We start from the raw sequence: 16,957 nt of genomic DNA, 5'->3' as shown, positions 1-16,957 counted from the left end.
CGACGCGCGCCGTCCCGTAAGCGGCGGGTAAGTTGGAATCGTGGACAAGAGGAACGCTTTGCGAGCCGGCGCCGCGCGGTCCGGCCCGGCCACTGCTCAACTGCCCATGATCCGGGAGAAGGTGGCCGGATCGGCGTCGAAGCCGCGGACGCCGGGCCGGAACCTCCAGGCGCCCGAGTCGTCCCGGACGAACTCCGCGACCCGCGCCGCCGTCGCCCCGGCGACACCGGCGAGGTCCAGCGCCGCGAGCTCGTCGTGCCGCTCCCGGATCCGGACGGCGGGGTGGGCTATGTCCGTGAAGGTCACCCGGCCGCCGCCCTGCTGGATCGCGACGCCCACGACCACCTTGCGGTAGCGGTTCGCGAGACGGTCGAGTTCCAGGGTCATGCGCTCGTCGATGCCGAGGCCCCGGCCGTCCCGGCTGTCCCGGTTCAGCGTGATCGTGCCGTCGGGGGATCGGCTGTCGAAATGCACCAGATAGGCCGGGGCGCCGTCCGGGCCGTCGGTGACATAGGTCGCGGCGATCAGGTCCAGGTCGTGGGGCGCGGTACCGGCGGGACTCGGATCCCACAGCAGGTCCACTTCGATCCGCTCCAGGCCCTTGTTGAGACTGCTCACAGGAGACTCCGTCCGTCGGCGTACCGACCTGCCATCATGCCATGGCCGCCCCGTCCGGGACCGGGCAACCGACCTCCGGTGAAGGGCAGTTGCCAGGAGGAGCCGGCCCGCCGGACCGGGCGCGCCGGCTGACAGAGGTGGCGTGCTACGGGCGGTACCGGTCGGCGAGGGCGCCGAGCCCCGCCCGGCCGGGGCCCGACTGCTGCCGGCGGCAGGCCAGATCACCGGTAGACCGGCGTCGCGCCCCACCCACGGCCGGCTCAGACGAGACGGGACAGGGCACGCAGGGCGGTGCGGCAGTCCGCGGCGCGGCGCTGCGGGTCGGGGTCGGTGCCGGCCCAGGCGATCCGGGCGTCCGGACGGATCAGGACGGCGGTGACGTCCCGCCAGGCCGGGTGCGATGACTCGGCGTTGACGGCTGCCGCCTGCCGGTCCAGGCCGGGCGCGGTGCACGGTGTCCGTGTCCCGTCGAGGTCAAGAAGCAGGGGTCGGCCGTGGTGCATCAGCGGGTGGGCGGTGGGCGCGTCGGCCGCGTTCAGGGCGAGGCCGGCCAGTCGGGTGCCGGTCAGCGGGTGTGCGTCGGGTGCGGTGCCGGGCGGGAGCGGGTCGTCGAAGCCGGCGATCCTGCGGGCCCACTGCCGGTTGGTCCGCGGTTCGGCCAGTGCGGCGGAGCAGACCTCGCGCAGCGCGATCTGCTCCGGGGTCGCCGCCGCGAACAGCGCGAGCTGCGCGCGGGTGTTGTCGATGACGGCGCGGGCGGCCGGCCGGCGCTCCGTGTCGTAGCTGTCGAGCAGTCCGTCGGGTGCCCGGCCCTGGAGCGTGGCGGCCAGCTTCCAGCCCAGGTTGGCGGCGTCCTGGATGCCGAGGTTCATGCCCTGCCCACCCGCCGGGAAGAACATGTGCGCAGCGTCCCCGGCCACCAGGACCCGTCCGGCCCGGTACCGCGAGGCCTGTCGGGTGGCGTTTCCGTAGCGCGACAGCCACCGGGGGCTGCGCATGCCCAGGTCCCGTCCCAGCAGCGCGCGGGTCTGCTCGCGCACCTCCTCCAGCGTCAGCGGTTCGCCGGTGCCGCGGTGCATGGTGGCCGTGGACAGACCCGCCAGCCGGTGGACGCCGTCGCCGATCCGGGCCGCCAGGAACGAGCCGGCCGGCCCGGTGGCGGCGAGCGGCGCGGTGGGCGGGTCGTCGAGTTCGACGTCGGCGAGCCACCCGGTCAGCGTGCTGTCCTGGCCGGGGAAGTCGATGCCGGCCGCCTGCCGCACCGCGCTGCGGGTGCCGTCGCAGCCCACCACCCAGCGGGCCCGGACGCTCCGGTGGGAACCGGCGGCCCGGATCACCGCCTCGACGGCGTCCGGCCCCTGGGTGAGCGAGACGACCTCCTGCCCGCGCAGTACCCGGGCACCCACGGCGAGCGCGTGCTCCTCCAGGAGCTGTTCGGTGACGGACTGACCGAGCGCCAGCATGAAGGGGTGCACCGCCCCGACCGTGGAGAAGTCCAGGCGGGTGGTCGCCGCGCCGAAGTGGCCGGTCGGCACCGGGGTGCCGCGGTCGATGAACCGCTGGGCGAGTCCCCGGGTGGCGAAGGTGTCCAGCGTGCCGGCCTGCATGCCGACCGCGCGCGAGCGCCCGTCCGGTGCCGCCCGGCGTTCCACGACGGTCACCTCCACCCCGTGCAGGCGCAGCTCCGCGGCGAGCCACAGCCCGACCGGGCCGGCCCCGGCGATGAGCACGTCGAGCATGTCGACCACTTCCTCTCGGTGTTGGGGCGGTGCGCCGTGACGGCGGCGCGCCGTTGTGCCGGGCCGGGGCGGCCTCGGGCGTCAGGTGGCGTCAGGTAGGTGGCGTCAGGTGGGTGTGCGGGTCAGCGGGCGCTGCCGAGGTTCCGGTCGGCGTCGGAGCCTTCGAGCATGAGGGTGGTCTCCTCGATGCGGCGGAAGCGGCCGTCGGGGGCGAACTCGGCGAAGAGGTAGACCTCGATGCGGACGGTGGAGCCGTCGGTCTTGGTGATGGTCATGGTGTGGCGGTCGGCGTAGAGGTCGCCGGAGGAGAGTTCGTCGTGCACCTCGACCGAGCCGCCGGCGACGACCGTGCGCAGGTGGGCGATGTGGGCGAGGAACTCGGTGCGGTCCGCCCAGCTCCCGTCGGTGCGCTGGCGGTAGTCGGGGGTGAAGTGCCGGTCGGCGGCTTCGTCGAGGTCGAGGCCGGGGGTGAGGAGCAGGTCGGTGAGGGCGGCGCGGGCGTCGGTGTGGGTGCTGACGGTGGTCATGACGGTCCCCTTGGGGTTCGCGTTTCGACGGAATGTGCGTGCTTCGAGCACGCATATGCACCGTACTACAGATTGCGTGCTTCGCGCACGCTATCTTCGGGCCGACGCTGCTCCTCCACCGAGCAACGCGAGGATGCCCCGACCTGAAAGCCGGGGCATCCTCGCGTTGCTCGGTGGAACGACTGGCAGGTCAGGCAGCTTCAGATGCGGCCGACCGGCGGGCCAGGGCGTCGGACGCCTTCGCCGTCGCATACAGGGAGACGGCCAGCGCGATGGCGAGAGCGGCGCCGCCGGCGAAGACGGTGCCGGAGGAGACGGCCTTCGGACTGCCGGCCTCGGTGCGGGCCGAGCCGGAGACGAACGGCATCACGGCGAGCACGGCGACGCCGAGGACGACCTCGCCCCAGACGACCTTCGGGAAGTGCCGGAGCGTCAGGTGCAGCAGCGAGGCACTGTCGTCCGCAGCACGCGCCCGGGCGATCCGGGGCATCAACCAGAACTGGTTGAAGGCACCCGCGGCGACCAGCCCGGCAACCAAAGCGATCTTGACGAGCAGGGCGATGCCGTACCCGGTGGTCCACAGCTGGGAGATCCCGCCGACGTGCCGCCAGCTCAGCCACAGTCCGGAGACGGTGACCGCGCCGACGCAGACCATGGCGACGAAGCCGAAGCGCCGCCACAGGTCGGCCCACAGCAGCCCGGCGCCCCCACCGAGGCGCTTGCGGGTGCCGGCCAGGACGACGAGCAGGGCCAGGCCGCCGAGCCAGACGACACCGGACACGATGTGGGCCTGGTCGAAGACCAGGTTCAGCCACCCGTCAAGCCCGACGGGGGCGGTGGTCGGCACGGCGCCGATCAGGGTGACGGCGAGGGAGAGCGGCAGCGCGGCGAGGGCGATCCGGTCGACGTGACGGCGGGCGGCCGGCGCGAAGAGGGCGATCAGTGCGGCGGCGGTCACGACCAGGACGGCGTTCTGGACCAGATAGACGGTACCCTGGGCGATCCAGGCGCCCTTGGCCGCAGGCGCCTGAAGGAAGTCCCGGATCCGACCAGGGGCGAGCGCGTCACCGAAGGGCATGCCCTTGCCGGCTCGGGCGACGCGGGCGGCGAGCTGCAAGTAGCCCGTGACCAGCAGGAGCGCTCCGGCCCAGGTGAGGAAACCGGCAGACCGCCTCCGCAGGACCTCGGCGTCCCCGGCGCCCGATTCCGGAGCACGCAGGGCGGGGCGCACGGCGGTCACATAGGTGACGGTGGCTCCGATGGCCCCGCTGAGGCCGAGGAAGTAGCCGGTCTTGGTGAGGATCCGCCAGAGCTGGGGCATGGCGTATCCGGCCGTGGTCGCGGCCAATGAAGCAGAGTGCATAAGGTAAGGCTAACCTAAATATCTATCGAGGCCATAGTGCGGGCCTCCGGCGCCGCGGACGGCACGGACCAGGCGCAGGTCGAAACCGCGCACACTGATCGTGGTGTCCGCTGCCTCGCGGAGAACGACAACTCGGCGGCCTCCACCACCGGGGCACCGCTCGGTGCCGCGCACGGCGTCGACGCGCTGCCGGCCGAGCTGCCGAGCCGGCCCGAACTCGCCTGGATGCTCGACGCCCTGGCCCGAGACCCGCTCCAGCAGGACCTCGACTCCCCCGGCGGCGGCAACCACGTACCGCCCCGCGACCCGCACTGGCGGGACCGTTACCCCGGCTGGTGACAGCCTTGCGCGGAGCGGATCCAAGAGCCCATCACCTGGGGTTCGCCGCGCTCTCCCCGGCTGTCGCCACCGCTGCGCCTCGGCGGCGGTCGGCGGAGAAGCTGTCCGACCAGCGGACAGGCCTCGGACTGTGACGGCCCGCTGCTCGTCGACCGCGTGGGCCAGCCGGCGAATCAGCCGCAACTGCTTCTGCAAGTGGCAGGCCCGGATGATCTCGGGATGGCGATGCCGGGCCGCCCGCCGACCCGGCCGCGGGCGCGGGCTCGGGCTCGGGCGGCTCCGATCGACCTCATGCGCCGACGACTCACCCAGGAAACCACGCCCAACTGGCGCGGAACCTGACCCGGGATCAGACACCATCTACCGGGCGAAACGCTCTTCAAACACTGCCCGGCGTCGCACGTCGCACGCCCGGAAGAGGCGGGAGGGAGGCCCGCCCGACTCGGCCACGGTCAGAGCAGCGCGTCCGTCGACCCGCAGGTCAGCTTGCCGCTGGCCGTGATGCCATCCGTCTCTCCGGCCATTGTGGCGGCCGTGACCGGAAGGGCGTTGAGCGTGACGGTGTCGAGGGTCCGACTCGCCGTCGCGCCGGTCGACGCCTCACCGGCCCAGAGCACCGGGGTAGCCTCGTCGCCGTTCGTCAGGAGCAGGTTGAACTTCCCGTCGCCGCCGAAGCTGAGGATGGCACTGACCTTTTCGTCATCCTTGCTTCCCGCGGTCGCGACCAGCTTGCCAGAGACGTCCCTGGAGCCGGCGCAGCTCACGCTGTCGAACTTGAATACACCGTGATTCCCACTCAGTGTCAGGGTGCCGCTGCCGTCGCCCTTGGCCTCGATCGGCGCGGCTTGACCGCTCGGGGCTGCGGGCTGTCTCGTTACGGCGACCGACTGGGTCGCCTGGTCGGACGCGGGCGAGCTCCCACTCGAGCAACCGGTGACAAGAGCGGCCGAGAGACCGGCGACCATGACGGCCGACAAGCGCGTTATACGATTCATTGAGCGGTTTCCAGCCCTTCGGAGCAACCTGTCGTGGGGTCGAACAGCAGACCGACTGTCTGCGATCTTGAACCTATCGCTTGCACCAGTCACCTGACTGACCCTCACCATTCCAGTACGCGCCGGTGACAGGATCGGGACAGTGCCCCCGAAGCACCCGGTGACCGGACCGGGTCAGGCGCACCGCTTACCGATCGGCTCAGAATGAGCTGAGCGGTAGGCCTTGCACTTGACGATCTTGGTTGGCAGGGCGCCCGAGTGCGTGTTGAGCTTGTTCCGGACGACCTGTGGGGGCGGGTGGCTCCGCTGCTGCCGCGATGGTCTCTCGGCCGGCTCCGGCAGTGGGACCGGCCCGGGTCTGTCGGCGGACAGCGCGTGATAACCGATTGCTGTGCTGCACCCCGATGCGTAGGGTCCACGCATGTCGCAATCGGATCAGTTGCCTCCCCGGATGGTGTGGGCCGAAAGGCTGCTGCGGGAGGTGTTCCCCGACGCCGAGGTCATCGAAGCGGTGCCGCGCACGGGCGGCCAGTTGAGCGCGGTGTACGAGATGCGCTGTGCTGATCCAACCCACTGCGCGATCTTCAAGGTGTATGCGCCCGAGTGGGCGTGGAAGCAGGCGAAGGAGGTCCGCGTCTATCGGATGCTCGCGAGCCTTGGATCCCTGCCGGTGCCCAGCGTGCTGCACCACACGCCGGGCGGAGGGCCTGGAGGTCGGGCCGTCACGGTGCTCAGCCTGCTGGAGGGGCGCCCGTTGTCCGAGGCGTCGAAGGATCTGGACTCGGCACGAATTCCGTCGTTCTACCGGGAGATGGGCGCCGCCTTGGCCACGATTCATCAGATCGGCCAGGAGGCCTACGGTTATATGACCGACCGCATCCTCGATCCGCGCTTCGACAACGGGAGCCATATGCGGCGCCAATTCGCCAAGAAGCTCACGGAGTTCAAGTCGCTGGGCGGCGACGGCCGGCTGCACGACGCGGTCGCGCGGCGGGTCGAGCGTGACGGTGCGCTGTTCGACAACTGCGGGACCGCCGTGCTCTGCCACAACGACCTGCACGAGGGCAACGTGCTCGTCGCACGGCGTTCGGCTGGCTGGGAGGTGACCGGGGTGATCGACGTCGAGAACGCGATCGCCGCGGACCCGCTGATCGACCTGGCCAAGACCGACTACTACTCCCTCGGACGCGGTGAGGCCGAACGCAGCGCACTGTTCGAAGGCTACGGGCCGCTTCCCACCGACGCCGTCGAGCGGCTCGAACTCTACCGGCTCTACCACGCGGTCGAGTTGTGGGACTGGTTCCGTTCGATCGGCACGGTCGGCCCCTTGGGCGATATCGCCGATGACATCGCCCGGCTGGCAGGTTAGGGCCTGTCCCGCGGCCACCAGGGTGGCGTCGTTCGGGCGGTCAGGTTCGATCACGTGACGCCGAAGATGGCGAGTGGGCGCCGGGGGGCAGCGAGGCCGCGTGCGACGGTGCAGGTCTTGATGCGGCAGATCTCGTGGCGGCCGTGGGCGGTGGCGCGGGTCCTGCCCTGCAGGGGCACGTGCCTATCCTCAAGATCGTCGAGACCTGTCCACTCGTCCGCAGGGCTCCTCGATGACGGCTGTTGTCAGTTGCGACGGTTCCCAGGATGATCACCCGGTGAATCTCCTCCTCGTGATAGCCGTTGGTCTCGTCCCGCTCGCCTATCGCTTTCGGGTCGGCTCGCGCCTGCGGCAGGCCGGCCTGGCGCTCTGGGTCCGTCCCCGCTTCGACCCGGCCGCCCACGGGCTGCCGCCGCGCGAGCAGCTCGACGCGCACCGGGCCGGGCCGCCCCAGTCCGCTCACCGTTCCAAGGAGGTCCAGGCCGTCGCAGACGAGGCGTGGGGAGGCGACTGGCGATCAGCGTCCGCCTTCGTCGAAGCCGCCGGCCAGGACTGGGACGAACGCTGGTCCCGGCAGGAACTCCTGCGACAGCTCGCCGACGAGGACGATGCCTGGCTGGAGACCTGGCTCCGGGCCCGGCCGCAGGACTGTACCGCCGCCACCGTCCACGCCCGGCAACTCCTGCACCGCGCATGGGCGATCCGCGGCAACGACTATGCGCACGACGTCCCGGCCGGCCGGATGGCCCGATTCATGGTCCAGCTCAACGCCGCGATGGACGCCGCCCGGAAGGCCGCCCCGCTCGCGCCCGAGGACCCGGGCCCCTGGGTCGTCATGGTCACCGCCGCCCGCGGGCTCCGGTACGACCATGACGAGTTCCGCCGGCTCTGGAAGGAGCTCCTCACCCGCGCCCCGCACCACTACGAGGGCCACTGCCAGGCCCTGCAGTACTGGTGCGCGAAGTGGGCCGGCACGAACAAGCTGATGATGGAGTTCGCCGAACGCAGCGCGCGCAAGGCCCCGGCCGGCAGCCCGCTCGCCGGGGTCTACCTGCACGCGCTGTACGAACTCACCCGACGCTCCGGCCCCTCGGCCCTGCCGTCCTCACGCACGGCCAAGGACCTGCTGGAAACCGTCGCCCGGTCACTGAACCAGGCCCCCGACGACGACCAGAGCCTGTACCACCTTCGGCACCTCCTGGCCCACTACCTGGTCAAGGCACGACGCTACGGCGCCGCGTTGGAGCAGTTCCGCCGCATCGGCCCCTGGTGCGGCGCGGAACCATGGACGAACGAACGCGACCCCGTCACCGCCTTCGACCTCGCCCGGGGCGTCGCCGCGCTCCGAGCCCGGCAGAACTGACGCCCGCCCTCCGGCCGCCCCGGATGCCGGAAGGCACACCGATCCGGGGGGGAACAGACACTGCGCCCGTATAGCAGCCGTTGTCCGCCCTCGGTCGTGGCGGTCGGGGCCGACATGCCGACCGCAGCGCCGTGATTCTGACGCGTGCCGGCTGTGGGCGGCTGGAATGTCGGGCGGCCGGGCTGTGTACGAGCCCGGCCGCCCGAGGGCTTCACCGTGCGGCGCCCGGGCCGTGGGGGTGACGTGCCGGGCGGTGTGGAGCAGGCGCAGTCGGGCACCCTGGTGGAGGCGCTCGGCAGGCTCGCCGAGCGGGCGCCTGGCCAGGCAACGGCGGGTCCGCCCAGGCCACTTCAGGCCCGACGACGTACTACTAGTGCTTGGCCATGCCGGCGAGGAACTCGTCCCAGGTGCCGACGGTTTCGGCCGGGGGTGCCGTGATGGCCGGGACGGTGCCGAAGTCGGAGTACTCCTCGAGGAGCTGGGCCTGGCCCTTGCTGCCGCTGGTGACCTGCTGGGACTTCAGGACCAGGTCGTCCTTGCCGACCCAGATGTCGAGGACTCCCGAGGTCTCGCCGCGCCGCTTGGCCAACTGGACGTAGTAGTCGCGTACTTCGTCGTTGATGGCGGGCCCGGTGTAGCGGGCGAGCTCCTCGAAGACGACCGTGCCGCGGTAGTGGTCGGCCGGACGGCCGCCCACCTGCTCCTCGCCGACCCACGAGGTGGACCCGGTGGCGGCGAGTGCGCCCGCGACCTCGTTGACGGATCCCGCCGCCCGCGCGTTGGACGCGCCGCCGGTCGCGGGCTTGTCCATGCGGTACCAGCGGTCGCCCGGGATCTGGCCCGACTTCATGAAGCCCACGTCGCCCGTGACCATCACCTGGGTGACGCCAGTGGGGTTGTCCGCGGTCTTCTCGCCCCACGACGTGATGGCCGAGGCGTACGGCTGCCGCTGGAACAGCATCTCGGACTTGTCGGAGCCACCCTCCCCCGTCTGGATCGTCCGGTACGAGGCCTGTTCCGCGGTCTTCTTGGCCGCCGCCATCAGCACGGTCGGAGCGTCGGTCCGCTTGCTCGCGTTGTTCGCGGCCTTGTCCCCGGCCGGGCTCGCACCCGCCGTGCTGCTGTGGGACTCTCCACCACCGCAGCCCACCAGGACCACCGTGAGCGCCGCCCCCGCGGCCGCCGCCACGATGCCCCTCCCCGTCACTCGCACAGCTCTGGTTCCTCCGCAGTTGATTCGAAATCGACGGTCGTCATTATTGTTTGCGCAGGTCAGAGCTGCCAAATGCACGAGATCGTCCACCTCCCGGAGCAGCGCCTGCCTCCCGCGGGCAGCCGGGCGACGGCGGGGAAGAGGAACAGCGCCGTGCCGAGCAGCCCGAGGACGGTGGCGGCGGCACGGCGGCGGCGGGCCCGAGTGCCCCTGCGGCGGGGCACTCCGGCTCCGGCGTCAGCGAGCGCTCGGCGCGGGCGCTGCGGCCCGGTCCACGATCGCCTCCACGATACGCATCAGCCGCTCGCCCGGCCGGTCGATGCCCCCGTTCTGGGCGCTGACCTGCGCTCCTTCGAGGAGGAAGGTGATCTCGGCGGCGGTCTGCTCGGGGTCGGGCAGTCCGGCCCGGACGCATAGGTCGACCAGGCGGCGGGTCTGGTGCTGCTTGTGCTGTTCGATGACCTGCCGTGCGGGGTGGTCGCGGTCGGGCAGTTCGGCGATGGAGTTGATGAAGGGACAGCCCCGGTGCGAGACGGCGGGCAGTCCGTCGGCGATGAAGCGGGCCAGGCCGAGGATCTGTTCCCTGGGCCGGCCGGGGTGCTCGGCCTCGACCCGGTCGAAGGCGGCCCGGTAGTCGGCGGCGACGATCCGCAGCCATTCCGAGACGAGGGCGTCCTTGGTCTCGAAGTGGCGGTAGATCGCCATCTTGGTCGTCTCGGCCTTCTCGGCGATGGCCTGGACGCCGACCCGCCGGATGCCCTCGCTCTGGAACAGCTCCTCGGCGGCGTCGAGGATGCGCTCGCGGGGCGGGAGTTTGGCGATCCGGCCGGGTCGCCGGGCGGGGGTTGTCATGGCTGTTCCGGGCCTCCGGCCGCTCGCTGCTGCGTGTCCTGCACTGCCCGTGCTTCCTGTACTGCCCGGGCTTCGCCGCCTGCTACGGTACCAGTCCGTCTCGGGCGATACCAATCGGTATCGCCCGGGACCAGTCGGTACCGTTCTCGATTCCAGGAGTGATCCAGTTGGACGTCAAGGAGTACGCGGGCTTCGACGCGGTCGGGCTCGCCGACCTGATCGCCCGGGGGCAGGTGTCCCCCGCCGAGGTGGCGGCGGCCGCCCGGGAGGCCGTGCGGGCCGTCGACCCGCAGGTCAACGCCGTCGTGGAGACCTGGCCGGCCGACGACCGGCCCCACCCCGGCAGCACCCCGCTGGCCGGGGTCCCGTTCCTGGTCAAGGACCTCGGGGTGACCGTGGCCGGTCGGCGCACCGAACTCGGCAGCCGACTGGCGGCCGGGACCGTCGCCGCCGCCGACTCCACCCTGATGTCCCGTCTGCGCCGGGCCGGACTGGTCACCTTCGGGCGCACCGCGACCCCGGAGCTGGCCTACAGCACCACGACGGAGCCCGTCCTGTACGGCCCGACCCGCAACCCCTGGGACCTCACCCGCAGCGCGGGCGGCTCCAGCGGCGGCGCGGGCGCGGCCGTCGCCGCCGGGATCGTGCCGCTCGCCCACGCCACCGACGCGGCGGGCTCGATCCGCATCCCCGCGGCCTACAACGGCCTGTTCGGGCTGAAGCCGACCCGCGGCCGGATACCCGTCGGGCCCGACGTGGACGAGATCTTCAACGGCCTGGCCGTGCACGGCAGCGTCAGCCGCACCGTGCGCGACAGCGCGGTCCTGCTCGACCTGGTCGGCGGTCCGGCGCCGGGCGACCCGTACGTCGCCCCGGAGCCCGCCCGCCCGTACGCCCAGGAGGTGGGCCGGGACCCGGGCCGGCTGCGGATCGGCGTCCTGGCCCACGCCTGGGGCGGGCGCCGCACCGCGCCGCCGGTGACCGACGCGCTCGCCCGCACGGTGCGCCTGCTGGAGTCCCTCGGCCACCGGGTGGCCGAGGCCGCGCCCCAACTCGGCGTCGACTGGGAGGAGTTCGTCCTGGCCAACGCCCGCCAGTGGACGGCCAACCTGGCGGTGTCGGTCGACGCACTGGCCGCCACCACCGGCCGACCGGTTGACCTCTCGACCCTCGAACCGCCGATCCTGGCCAGCTACCACTACGGGCACCGGGTCACCGGCGCCGAGCTGGTGGACGCGCTCGCCGTCCGCAACCGGGTCGCCCGCACCCTGGCGGCGACCTTCGGGGCGTACGACGTCCTGCTCACCCCGACCGTGCCCGACCTCCCGGTGCCCCTGGGCACCCACGGCCGCGGCGCGGAGGCCCTGGACGGGCTCGGCTGGCTGCGCCGGCTCTTCGACCTCTCGCCCTTCACCGCGGCGTTCAACCTTGCGGGCACGCCGGCCATGTCGGTGCCGGTGGCCGACGATCCCGCGACGGGACTGCCGGTGGGCATGCAGTTCGCCGCCGGGTACGGGCGCGAGGACCTGCTGTTCCGCCTCGCCGGGCAGCTCGAAGCGGCCTGCCCGTGGTCGGGGCACACCCCCGCGGTGTGGGCGGGGCACCCCGCGAGCCGCTGAGCGGCCGCCGGGCCGCCCGGGCCGCCCCGGCGGATCAAGCCGGGGCGCGCCGGGGCGCCGGCGGCTCAAGCGACTCAGGCGACTCAGGCGGCTCAGGCGACTCAGGCGGCTCAGGCGGTCGCCCCGAGGGTGTCGTCGAGCCAGTCGTAGATGCGGGCCTGGGTCAACCGCATGGCCCCGGGGTGGCAGTGGGCTCCGGCGCCCTCCTCGGTGGTGAACAGCATCAGGGTCTTCGGGCAGGTGAGGTGCTCGTAGAGCTGCTCGGGCTGGCCCTTGAAGAACATGTCCTCCTCGGCGTCGCAGACCAGGGTGGGGCACTGGATCCGCTCGGCGATGCCGCCGGCCAGGGTGTGGTCGAGGTAGGAGGCGTTGAAGGCCCGAGGGGTGTCGACGCCCATGACGTACATGCCGTGGTTGATCGCCCAGCGGGCGATCGGGTCCTCTGCCATGATCCGCTCCATGGCGACGTCGAGTTCCGGGGCGGACTCGGCGCGCAGGGCCTGCTCGGCTTCGGCACGGGTGCCGGGGATGTTGCGCACGGCGGTCTGGCCGAGGTCGTAGAGGCCGTCGACGGCTATCAGCGCGGCCAGCCGGTGCTCGAAGGCCGCGGCCCTCGGGGCGAGGATGCCGCCCATGCTGATGCCGGCCAGCGCGATGCGGCTGTTGTCGACGTCGGGGAGGGTCTCGGCGAAGTCCACGACGGGGGTGATGACGTTCTCCCAGTCGGGGCGGAAGACCAGGCCCTGATGGTGGCGCGGTCCCGGCATGCCGGGACCGTCGAAGACCAGCACGGTGTAGCCGCGCTCGACGCCGGCCATCGCCCCGAAGAAGTGCAGTTCCTCGGCGGTGCCGTCGAAGCCGTTGTGCATGATCAGCGTCGGGCGCGGCGTCCCGGAGTCGTCGACGCGGTACAGGTAGCCCGGCAGGGTGGTGCCCTCGTACGGGATCTCGACCGGCTCGATGACCGGGGTGAACAGCGCGGCCGCCGAGCGGAAGCAGGCGACGCTGCGGTCGTAGGCGTGGTCGTGCCGCGGGTCGCAGGGGTGGCCGTGCAGGAAGAACTCGGCCGACCGGTAGTAGTTCGACGCCCGCAGGAAGCCGTCCCTGGCACTCACCCGGTGGCCGGCCGCCAGCGCCTTGTCCGCCTCGCCGGCCACCCGGTCTGCGGTGGCCAGCCACTCGGTGTACCAGCTGGCGTAGTCGCCTTCGGTGATCCGCCCTGCGGTCGCGACGACCTCGCCGAAGTCCGCGCCGCCGTAGGCGATGTGACTCATCGACCGCAGGGTCTCGTACCAGAACTGGATGTTGTTCGGGAACAGCAGCTGCTTCATCGCCCGCACTCTCCTCGAAGACGTTAAGCACGGATCTGTGCTTGATGCGGGAACTGTAGACCCTCCGGGCGCCATGAAGCAAACATCTGTGCTTACGATGTGGGGGTGACTCCGAAGACGACTCCGAAGACGACTGCGACTCCAGATCCGACTCCGCAGCCCGCCCCACCGTCGGCCCCGACACCGAAGCAGCCCGCCGCCCGCCTCCGCCGGAGCCCCGAACAGGTCCGCGAGGCCGTTCACCAGGCGGTCGTCGACCTGCTCTCCGACCCGGCGGGCGAAGAGCTCGGCATCCCCGCGATCGCGCACCGCGCGGGCGTCAACCACACCAGCCTCTACCGGCGTTGGGGCAGCCTGAACGAACTCCTGGCCGACATGGTCACCACCCGCCTCGAACGGGACTCGCCGCTGGCCGACACCGGAAGCCTGCGCGGCGACCTCCTCGCCTGGGCCGAGGCCAGCGTGGCGAGCATCCGCACCCCCGAGGGGCGCGCCCTGGTCCGCGCCGTCATCCTCTCCATGCCGGGCAACGCCGGCACCCAGGACGAGCGCACCCGGCACTTCCGGCGCCGAATGCACTCCATCGAGCAGATCCGACGCCGGGCCGCGGACCGGGGCGAGCACCCGCCGCCGCTGGAGGAGATCCTCGACCAGCTCATCGCGCCGTTCTACCTGCGGGCGGTCTTCGGTATCGATCCGCCGGACACCTGCTACCCGGAGCGCCTCGTCGACCGGCTGCTCGGCGGCGGGAGCAGGGACGGCAGCGCCGGTTAGTACTCCAGCAACCGCCGGCGTCGGTGCGACCGGTGCGGCTTCACCCTCGCCCTCGACGCCCCGGCGGCCGACTGAACTGCGATGATGACCGGGTGAAGGACACCCCGACCGCGCCGACGCCGGTCATCCTCGGCATAGACGACCTCCGGCCGCTCCCCCGAGCCACCCGGATCGCCCGCACGAGCCGCGAGGGCGTCCGCCTCCTGCTGGAGCATCGCGACGGCTTCATCGACGAACTCTGGCTCGACCACGACCTCGGCGGCGACGACAGCATCATGCCCGTGGTGACCCTCCTGGAGGAGGCCGCTTTCGACGGACGGCCCTTCCGGATCGGAACGGTCTTCGTCCACAGCGCCAATCCGATCGGTGCCGCAACCGTCGTCCGGTCGCTCACCCGCTGGAACTACCGGGTCCGGCGGGCGACGGCTCAGGGCCTGTCCTGAGCCGACCCGAGCGCGGCGCCGAGCGGCCGGCACCGGGCGGCCCCGCCCGGTGGGCCATGCGGCGTCGCCCGGCGTCAGCGGAAGGCGGCGACGTTGCGGGCGGCCCAGTCCGCGAAGGTGCGCGGGGCGCGGCCGAGGACCCGCTGGATGTCCGGGCTGACCCGCAGTTCGGCCGGGCTCGGGTCCCCGAGGATGTCCAGGGTGTCGTCGGCGAGTTCCGCCGGCATGCTCCGGGCCATGCCGTCCCTGGCCTCGGCGCGGGTGAGCTCGCGGAACCCCACCGGCGCGCCCAGCGCGGCGGCGAGGGCCTCGGTCTGCCCGCGCGGGGTGATCACCTCCGGGCCGGTGAGCTCGTACACCCCACCGGCGTGCCGGCCGTCCAGCAGACTGGCGGCCGCGACCTCGGCGATGTCCGCCGGGTCGACGACCGGCACCCCGACGTCGCCGAACGGCGCGGCGACCAGCCGCTCGGCCCGCACGGATCCGGCCCACCACAGGGCGTTGGAGGCGAAGCCGCCCGGCCGCAGGACGGTCCATTCCAGCCCGGACTCGCGCAGCCTGTCCTCCAGGGCGCGCATCGCGATCCGGGTCGGGCCGAAGGGCCTGGTCACCACCCCCTGGGAGGAGAGCAGGACGACCCGCCGGACCCCGGCCGCCACGGCGTCGGAGATGAGGTCGGCCGGCGCGGCCCCGGCGGCGTGCAGGTCTCCGGACAGCAGGAGGAACAGCGCCTCCGCCCCGGCCAGTACGGGCTTCAGGCCGCCCGGCGCGGCCAGGTCGGCGACCGCGTGGCGGACGCCGTCCGGCACCGCCGCCGGGCGCCGCGACACCGCCGTCACCTCCCGGCCGGCCCCGGCCAGCGCCTGCGTCAACGGCCGGCCGATGTTCCCGGTGGCTCCGGTCACCACGATCATGTTCCTGCTCCCACTACTCGTCGGTCTCGGATGGACTCCGAGGCCTTCAAACTAGGAGCATCGACTTACTTTTGGTAAGGACATACCTTGAAGTAAGCTCCACACATGAAGGAAGGCCTGCAGTACAGAGCGGCCGAGCCGGGGGGCCGGTATGACGTGTTTCACACCGACTGCGCCGCGCGCGACGTCGTCGACCACGTGACCAGCCGCTGGGGGATCTGGGTGCTGATCTCCCTGCGGAACAACGACCTGCGCTTCTACGAACTGCGCGAGAGCATCCAGGGCATCAGCGAGAAGATGCTCACCCAGACCCTGCGCGTCCTGGTCCAGGACGGCCTGGTCCGGCGGGAGGTCGCGCCGACCACGCCGCCCCAGGTCAGCTACGGGCTCACCGAGTTCGGCCGCGAACTCGGCGAGCCGCTCAGGGAGCTGTTCGACCGGATCACCCGTCGGCTCCCGCCGCGCGACCTGGCGCCGGCCGGCTGATCGGAGTGCCCGAGTGCCCGAGTGCCCGGAGTGCCCGGAGTGCGAGGACCGGGCCCGGGGGCGGATCAGAGCCCGCTCGGCCAGTTGTAGCCGCTCGGCACGGTGACGGTGGCGTTCTCCGCGGCCGTGCCGTACACCAGGGCGATCTCGTCGTGGGCGTGCAGCACGATCGCCGCCGGGTCGCTGCCCACCGCCTTGCCGTCCACGTACGCGGTCAGGGTGTGGGCGGCGTCGGTGCGCAGCCCGCCGAGGTGGTCGGCGGAGGCGGAGACCTGCCACTCGGTCAGGAACTGGCCCAGGGTGAAGTCGGCGCTCACCGGCGACTCGATGTGGATGACGCCGCTGGTGTCATGCGTGTGCAGCGGGCTGATCCGCTGGGCGCTCTCGTCGATGCCGACCAGCGCGGGGACGGTCACCGGCTGTCCGTCGGCGTAGACGTCGAGGTGGGTGTGGATGTGCAGGGCGGTGCCCTCGGCGCCGAGCATCGGCAGGCCGGCCGCCTTGGCGGCCGCCGTGGCGTCGGCGGGCGCGTCCCAGGGCGGCGGGGTGGTCCGGCCCTCGGCGGTGGTCCGGGGGTGCGCCGGGACGCCGGAGGGCGCCGAGCTGCCCTGGTTGTCGGCGATCACGACGGCGATCACGCCGACCACGGCCAGCAGCAGCAGGCCGACCAGGCCGCCGACCAGCCATCGCCGGGTCCGTGCGCGCCGGACCTCCGCGGCCCGGAGCGCGGCGACGTGGGCCTTCCGCCCGGACGGCTCCGGCTTCTGCGCTGACATCGATGCGGGCCCCCTCGATCGAGGCTGCTGTCCCCCTCAGCCTCGCAGAGTCCGCCCCGGCGGGCGCGCCGAGCCGACGGCGGCCCCGGACCGGCCGCACCGGGCGACCGACCGGTCACCGCCGGTGCGCCGTTCCGCCCCCGCTCCCGCCCCGTGCGCACGAAGGGCCGCGGGGCCCCCCCCCCCCCCACCCCGAGGCGGGCCCGGGCGGGGGGCGGGGGGCCGGCCCCGCGGGC

General features: G+C 72.5%; 18 protein-coding genes. 7 read left to right on the top strand and 11 right to left on the bottom strand.

What is annotated here, in order from left to right:
• Window positions 1-96: 96 nt before the first annotated feature.
• The 4 genes from ABTY61_RS39805 to ABTY61_RS39790 all read right to left on the bottom strand — a co-directional run bounded on the left by ABTY61_RS39805 (window position 97) and on the right by ABTY61_RS39790 (window position 4,247).
• Window positions 97-618 (bottom strand): TerD family protein, encoded by a 522-nt coding sequence (locus ABTY61_RS39805; protein ID WP_350510120.1) that lies wholly within the window; start codon window positions 616-618, stop codon window positions 97-99.
• A gap of 260 nt (window positions 619-878) precedes the next feature.
• Window positions 879-2,357, bottom strand: coding sequence for an FAD-dependent monooxygenase (locus tag ABTY61_RS39800; protein WP_350510119.1), 1,479 nt, complete (start codon window positions 2,355-2,357; stop codon window positions 879-881).
• Between the two features lie 122 nt (window positions 2,358-2,479).
• Window positions 2,480-2,884, bottom strand: coding sequence for a nuclear transport factor 2 family protein (locus tag ABTY61_RS39795; RefSeq protein ID WP_350510118.1), 405 nt, complete (start codon window positions 2,882-2,884; stop codon window positions 2,480-2,482).
• A 190-nt stretch (window positions 2,885-3,074) separates the two neighbouring features.
• Window positions 3,075-4,247, bottom strand: coding sequence for a CopD family protein (locus tag ABTY61_RS39790; RefSeq protein ID WP_350510117.1), 1,173 nt, complete (start codon window positions 4,245-4,247; stop codon window positions 3,075-3,077).
• 36 nt (window positions 4,248-4,283) lie between these two features.
• On the opposite strand from ABTY61_RS39790, the gene ABTY61_RS39785 reads away from it, so the two are divergent.
• Entirely contained in the window at window positions 4,284-4,586 is a 303-nt protein-coding gene (locus tag ABTY61_RS39785; protein WP_350510116.1) for a hypothetical protein, read from the top strand.
• A 452-nt stretch (window positions 4,587-5,038) separates the two neighbouring features.
• Here the strand turns inward: ABTY61_RS39785 and ABTY61_RS39780 are convergent, their stop codons facing one another.
• A complete protein-coding gene (locus ABTY61_RS39780; RefSeq protein ID WP_350510115.1) occupies window positions 5,039-5,563 on the bottom strand; it encodes a hypothetical protein in 525 nt (174 codons plus the stop codon).
• Between the two features lie 439 nt (window positions 5,564-6,002).
• On the opposite strand from ABTY61_RS39780, the gene ABTY61_RS39775 reads away from it, so the two are divergent.
• Window positions 6,003-6,950 carry a phosphotransferase family protein gene (locus ABTY61_RS39775; RefSeq protein WP_350510114.1) on the top strand — a complete coding sequence of 316 codons (948 nt, stop codon included), beginning with the start codon at window positions 6,003-6,005 and terminating at the stop codon, window positions 6,948-6,950.
• Between the two features lie 50 nt (window positions 6,951-7,000).
• On the opposite strand, the gene ABTY61_RS39770 is transcribed toward ABTY61_RS39775, so the two are convergent.
• Window positions 7,001-7,129 carry a hypothetical protein gene (locus tag ABTY61_RS39770; protein WP_350510113.1) on the bottom strand — a complete coding sequence of 43 codons (129 nt, stop codon included), beginning with the start codon at window positions 7,127-7,129 and terminating at the stop codon, window positions 7,001-7,003.
• A 98-nt stretch (window positions 7,130-7,227) separates the two neighbouring features.
• Here ABTY61_RS39770 and ABTY61_RS39765 point away from each other — a divergent pair, with 98 nt between their 5' ends.
• Entirely contained in the window at window positions 7,228-8,313 is a 1,086-nt protein-coding gene (locus ABTY61_RS39765) for a hypothetical protein (protein WP_350510112.1), read from the top strand.
• A gap of 370 nt (window positions 8,314-8,683) precedes the next feature.
• Here ABTY61_RS39765 and ABTY61_RS39760 read toward each other — a convergent pair whose 3' ends face one another.
• Both ABTY61_RS39760 and ABTY61_RS39755 read right to left on the bottom strand, forming a co-directional pair.
• Entirely contained in the window at window positions 8,684-9,502 is an 819-nt protein-coding gene (locus ABTY61_RS39760) for an SCO4651 family lipoprotein (RefSeq protein WP_350510111.1), read from the bottom strand.
• Window positions 9,503-9,763: 261 nt separating this feature from the next.
• Window positions 9,764-10,378 (bottom strand): TetR/AcrR family transcriptional regulator, encoded by a 615-nt coding sequence (locus tag ABTY61_RS39755; protein WP_350510110.1) that lies wholly within the window; start codon window positions 10,376-10,378, stop codon window positions 9,764-9,766.
• 167 nt (window positions 10,379-10,545) lie between these two features.
• Between ABTY61_RS39755 and ABTY61_RS39750 the strand changes: the two genes are divergently transcribed.
• Window positions 10,546-11,997, top strand: a complete 1,452-nt coding sequence (locus ABTY61_RS39750; RefSeq protein ID WP_350510109.1) for an amidase — start codon at window positions 10,546-10,548, stop codon at window positions 11,995-11,997.
• 110 nt (window positions 11,998-12,107) lie between these two features.
• Here the strand turns inward: ABTY61_RS39750 and ABTY61_RS39745 are convergent, their stop codons facing one another.
• A complete protein-coding gene (locus tag ABTY61_RS39745) occupies window positions 12,108-13,328 on the bottom strand; it encodes an alpha/beta hydrolase family protein (protein ID WP_350510108.1) in 1,221 nt (406 codons plus the stop codon).
• Between the two features lie 105 nt (window positions 13,329-13,433).
• Between ABTY61_RS39745 and ABTY61_RS39740 the strand changes: the two genes are divergently transcribed.
• Window positions 13,434-14,102 carry a TetR/AcrR family transcriptional regulator gene (locus tag ABTY61_RS39740; RefSeq protein WP_350510107.1) on the top strand — a complete coding sequence of 223 codons (669 nt, stop codon included), beginning with the start codon at window positions 13,434-13,436 and terminating at the stop codon, window positions 14,100-14,102.
• Window positions 14,103-14,194: 92 nt separating this feature from the next.
• Window positions 14,195-14,545, top strand: coding sequence for a cyclic-phosphate processing receiver domain-containing protein (locus tag ABTY61_RS39735; protein ID WP_350510106.1), 351 nt, complete (start codon window positions 14,195-14,197; stop codon window positions 14,543-14,545).
• A 74-nt stretch (window positions 14,546-14,619) separates the two neighbouring features.
• On the opposite strand, the gene ABTY61_RS39730 is transcribed toward ABTY61_RS39735, so the two are convergent.
• The gene (locus ABTY61_RS39730) at window positions 14,620-15,459 is read right to left on the bottom strand and encodes an NAD(P)H-binding protein (protein ID WP_350510105.1); all 840 of its coding nucleotides are present in this window, start codon (window positions 15,457-15,459) and stop codon (window positions 14,620-14,622) included.
• Window positions 15,460-15,564: 105 nt separating this feature from the next.
• Between ABTY61_RS39730 and ABTY61_RS39725 the strand changes: the two genes are divergently transcribed.
• Window positions 15,565-15,945 carry a winged helix-turn-helix transcriptional regulator gene (locus ABTY61_RS39725; protein ID WP_350510104.1) on the top strand — a complete coding sequence of 127 codons (381 nt, stop codon included), beginning with the start codon at window positions 15,565-15,567 and terminating at the stop codon, window positions 15,943-15,945.
• Between the two features lie 65 nt (window positions 15,946-16,010).
• Here the strand turns inward: ABTY61_RS39725 and ABTY61_RS39720 are convergent, their stop codons facing one another.
• Window positions 16,011-16,721, bottom strand: coding sequence for a hypothetical protein (locus ABTY61_RS39720; protein WP_350510103.1), 711 nt, complete (start codon window positions 16,719-16,721; stop codon window positions 16,011-16,013).
• Between the last annotated feature and the right edge of the window lie 236 nt (window positions 16,722-16,957).

This window comes from Kitasatospora sp. NPDC096128 (assembly GCF_040303105.1).
Lineage (GTDB): Bacteria > Actinomycetota > Actinomycetes > Streptomycetales > Streptomycetaceae > Kitasatospora.
The sequence above is the reverse complement of the archived record's forward strand: the minus strand, read 5'-3'. Positions and strand labels throughout refer to the sequence as shown.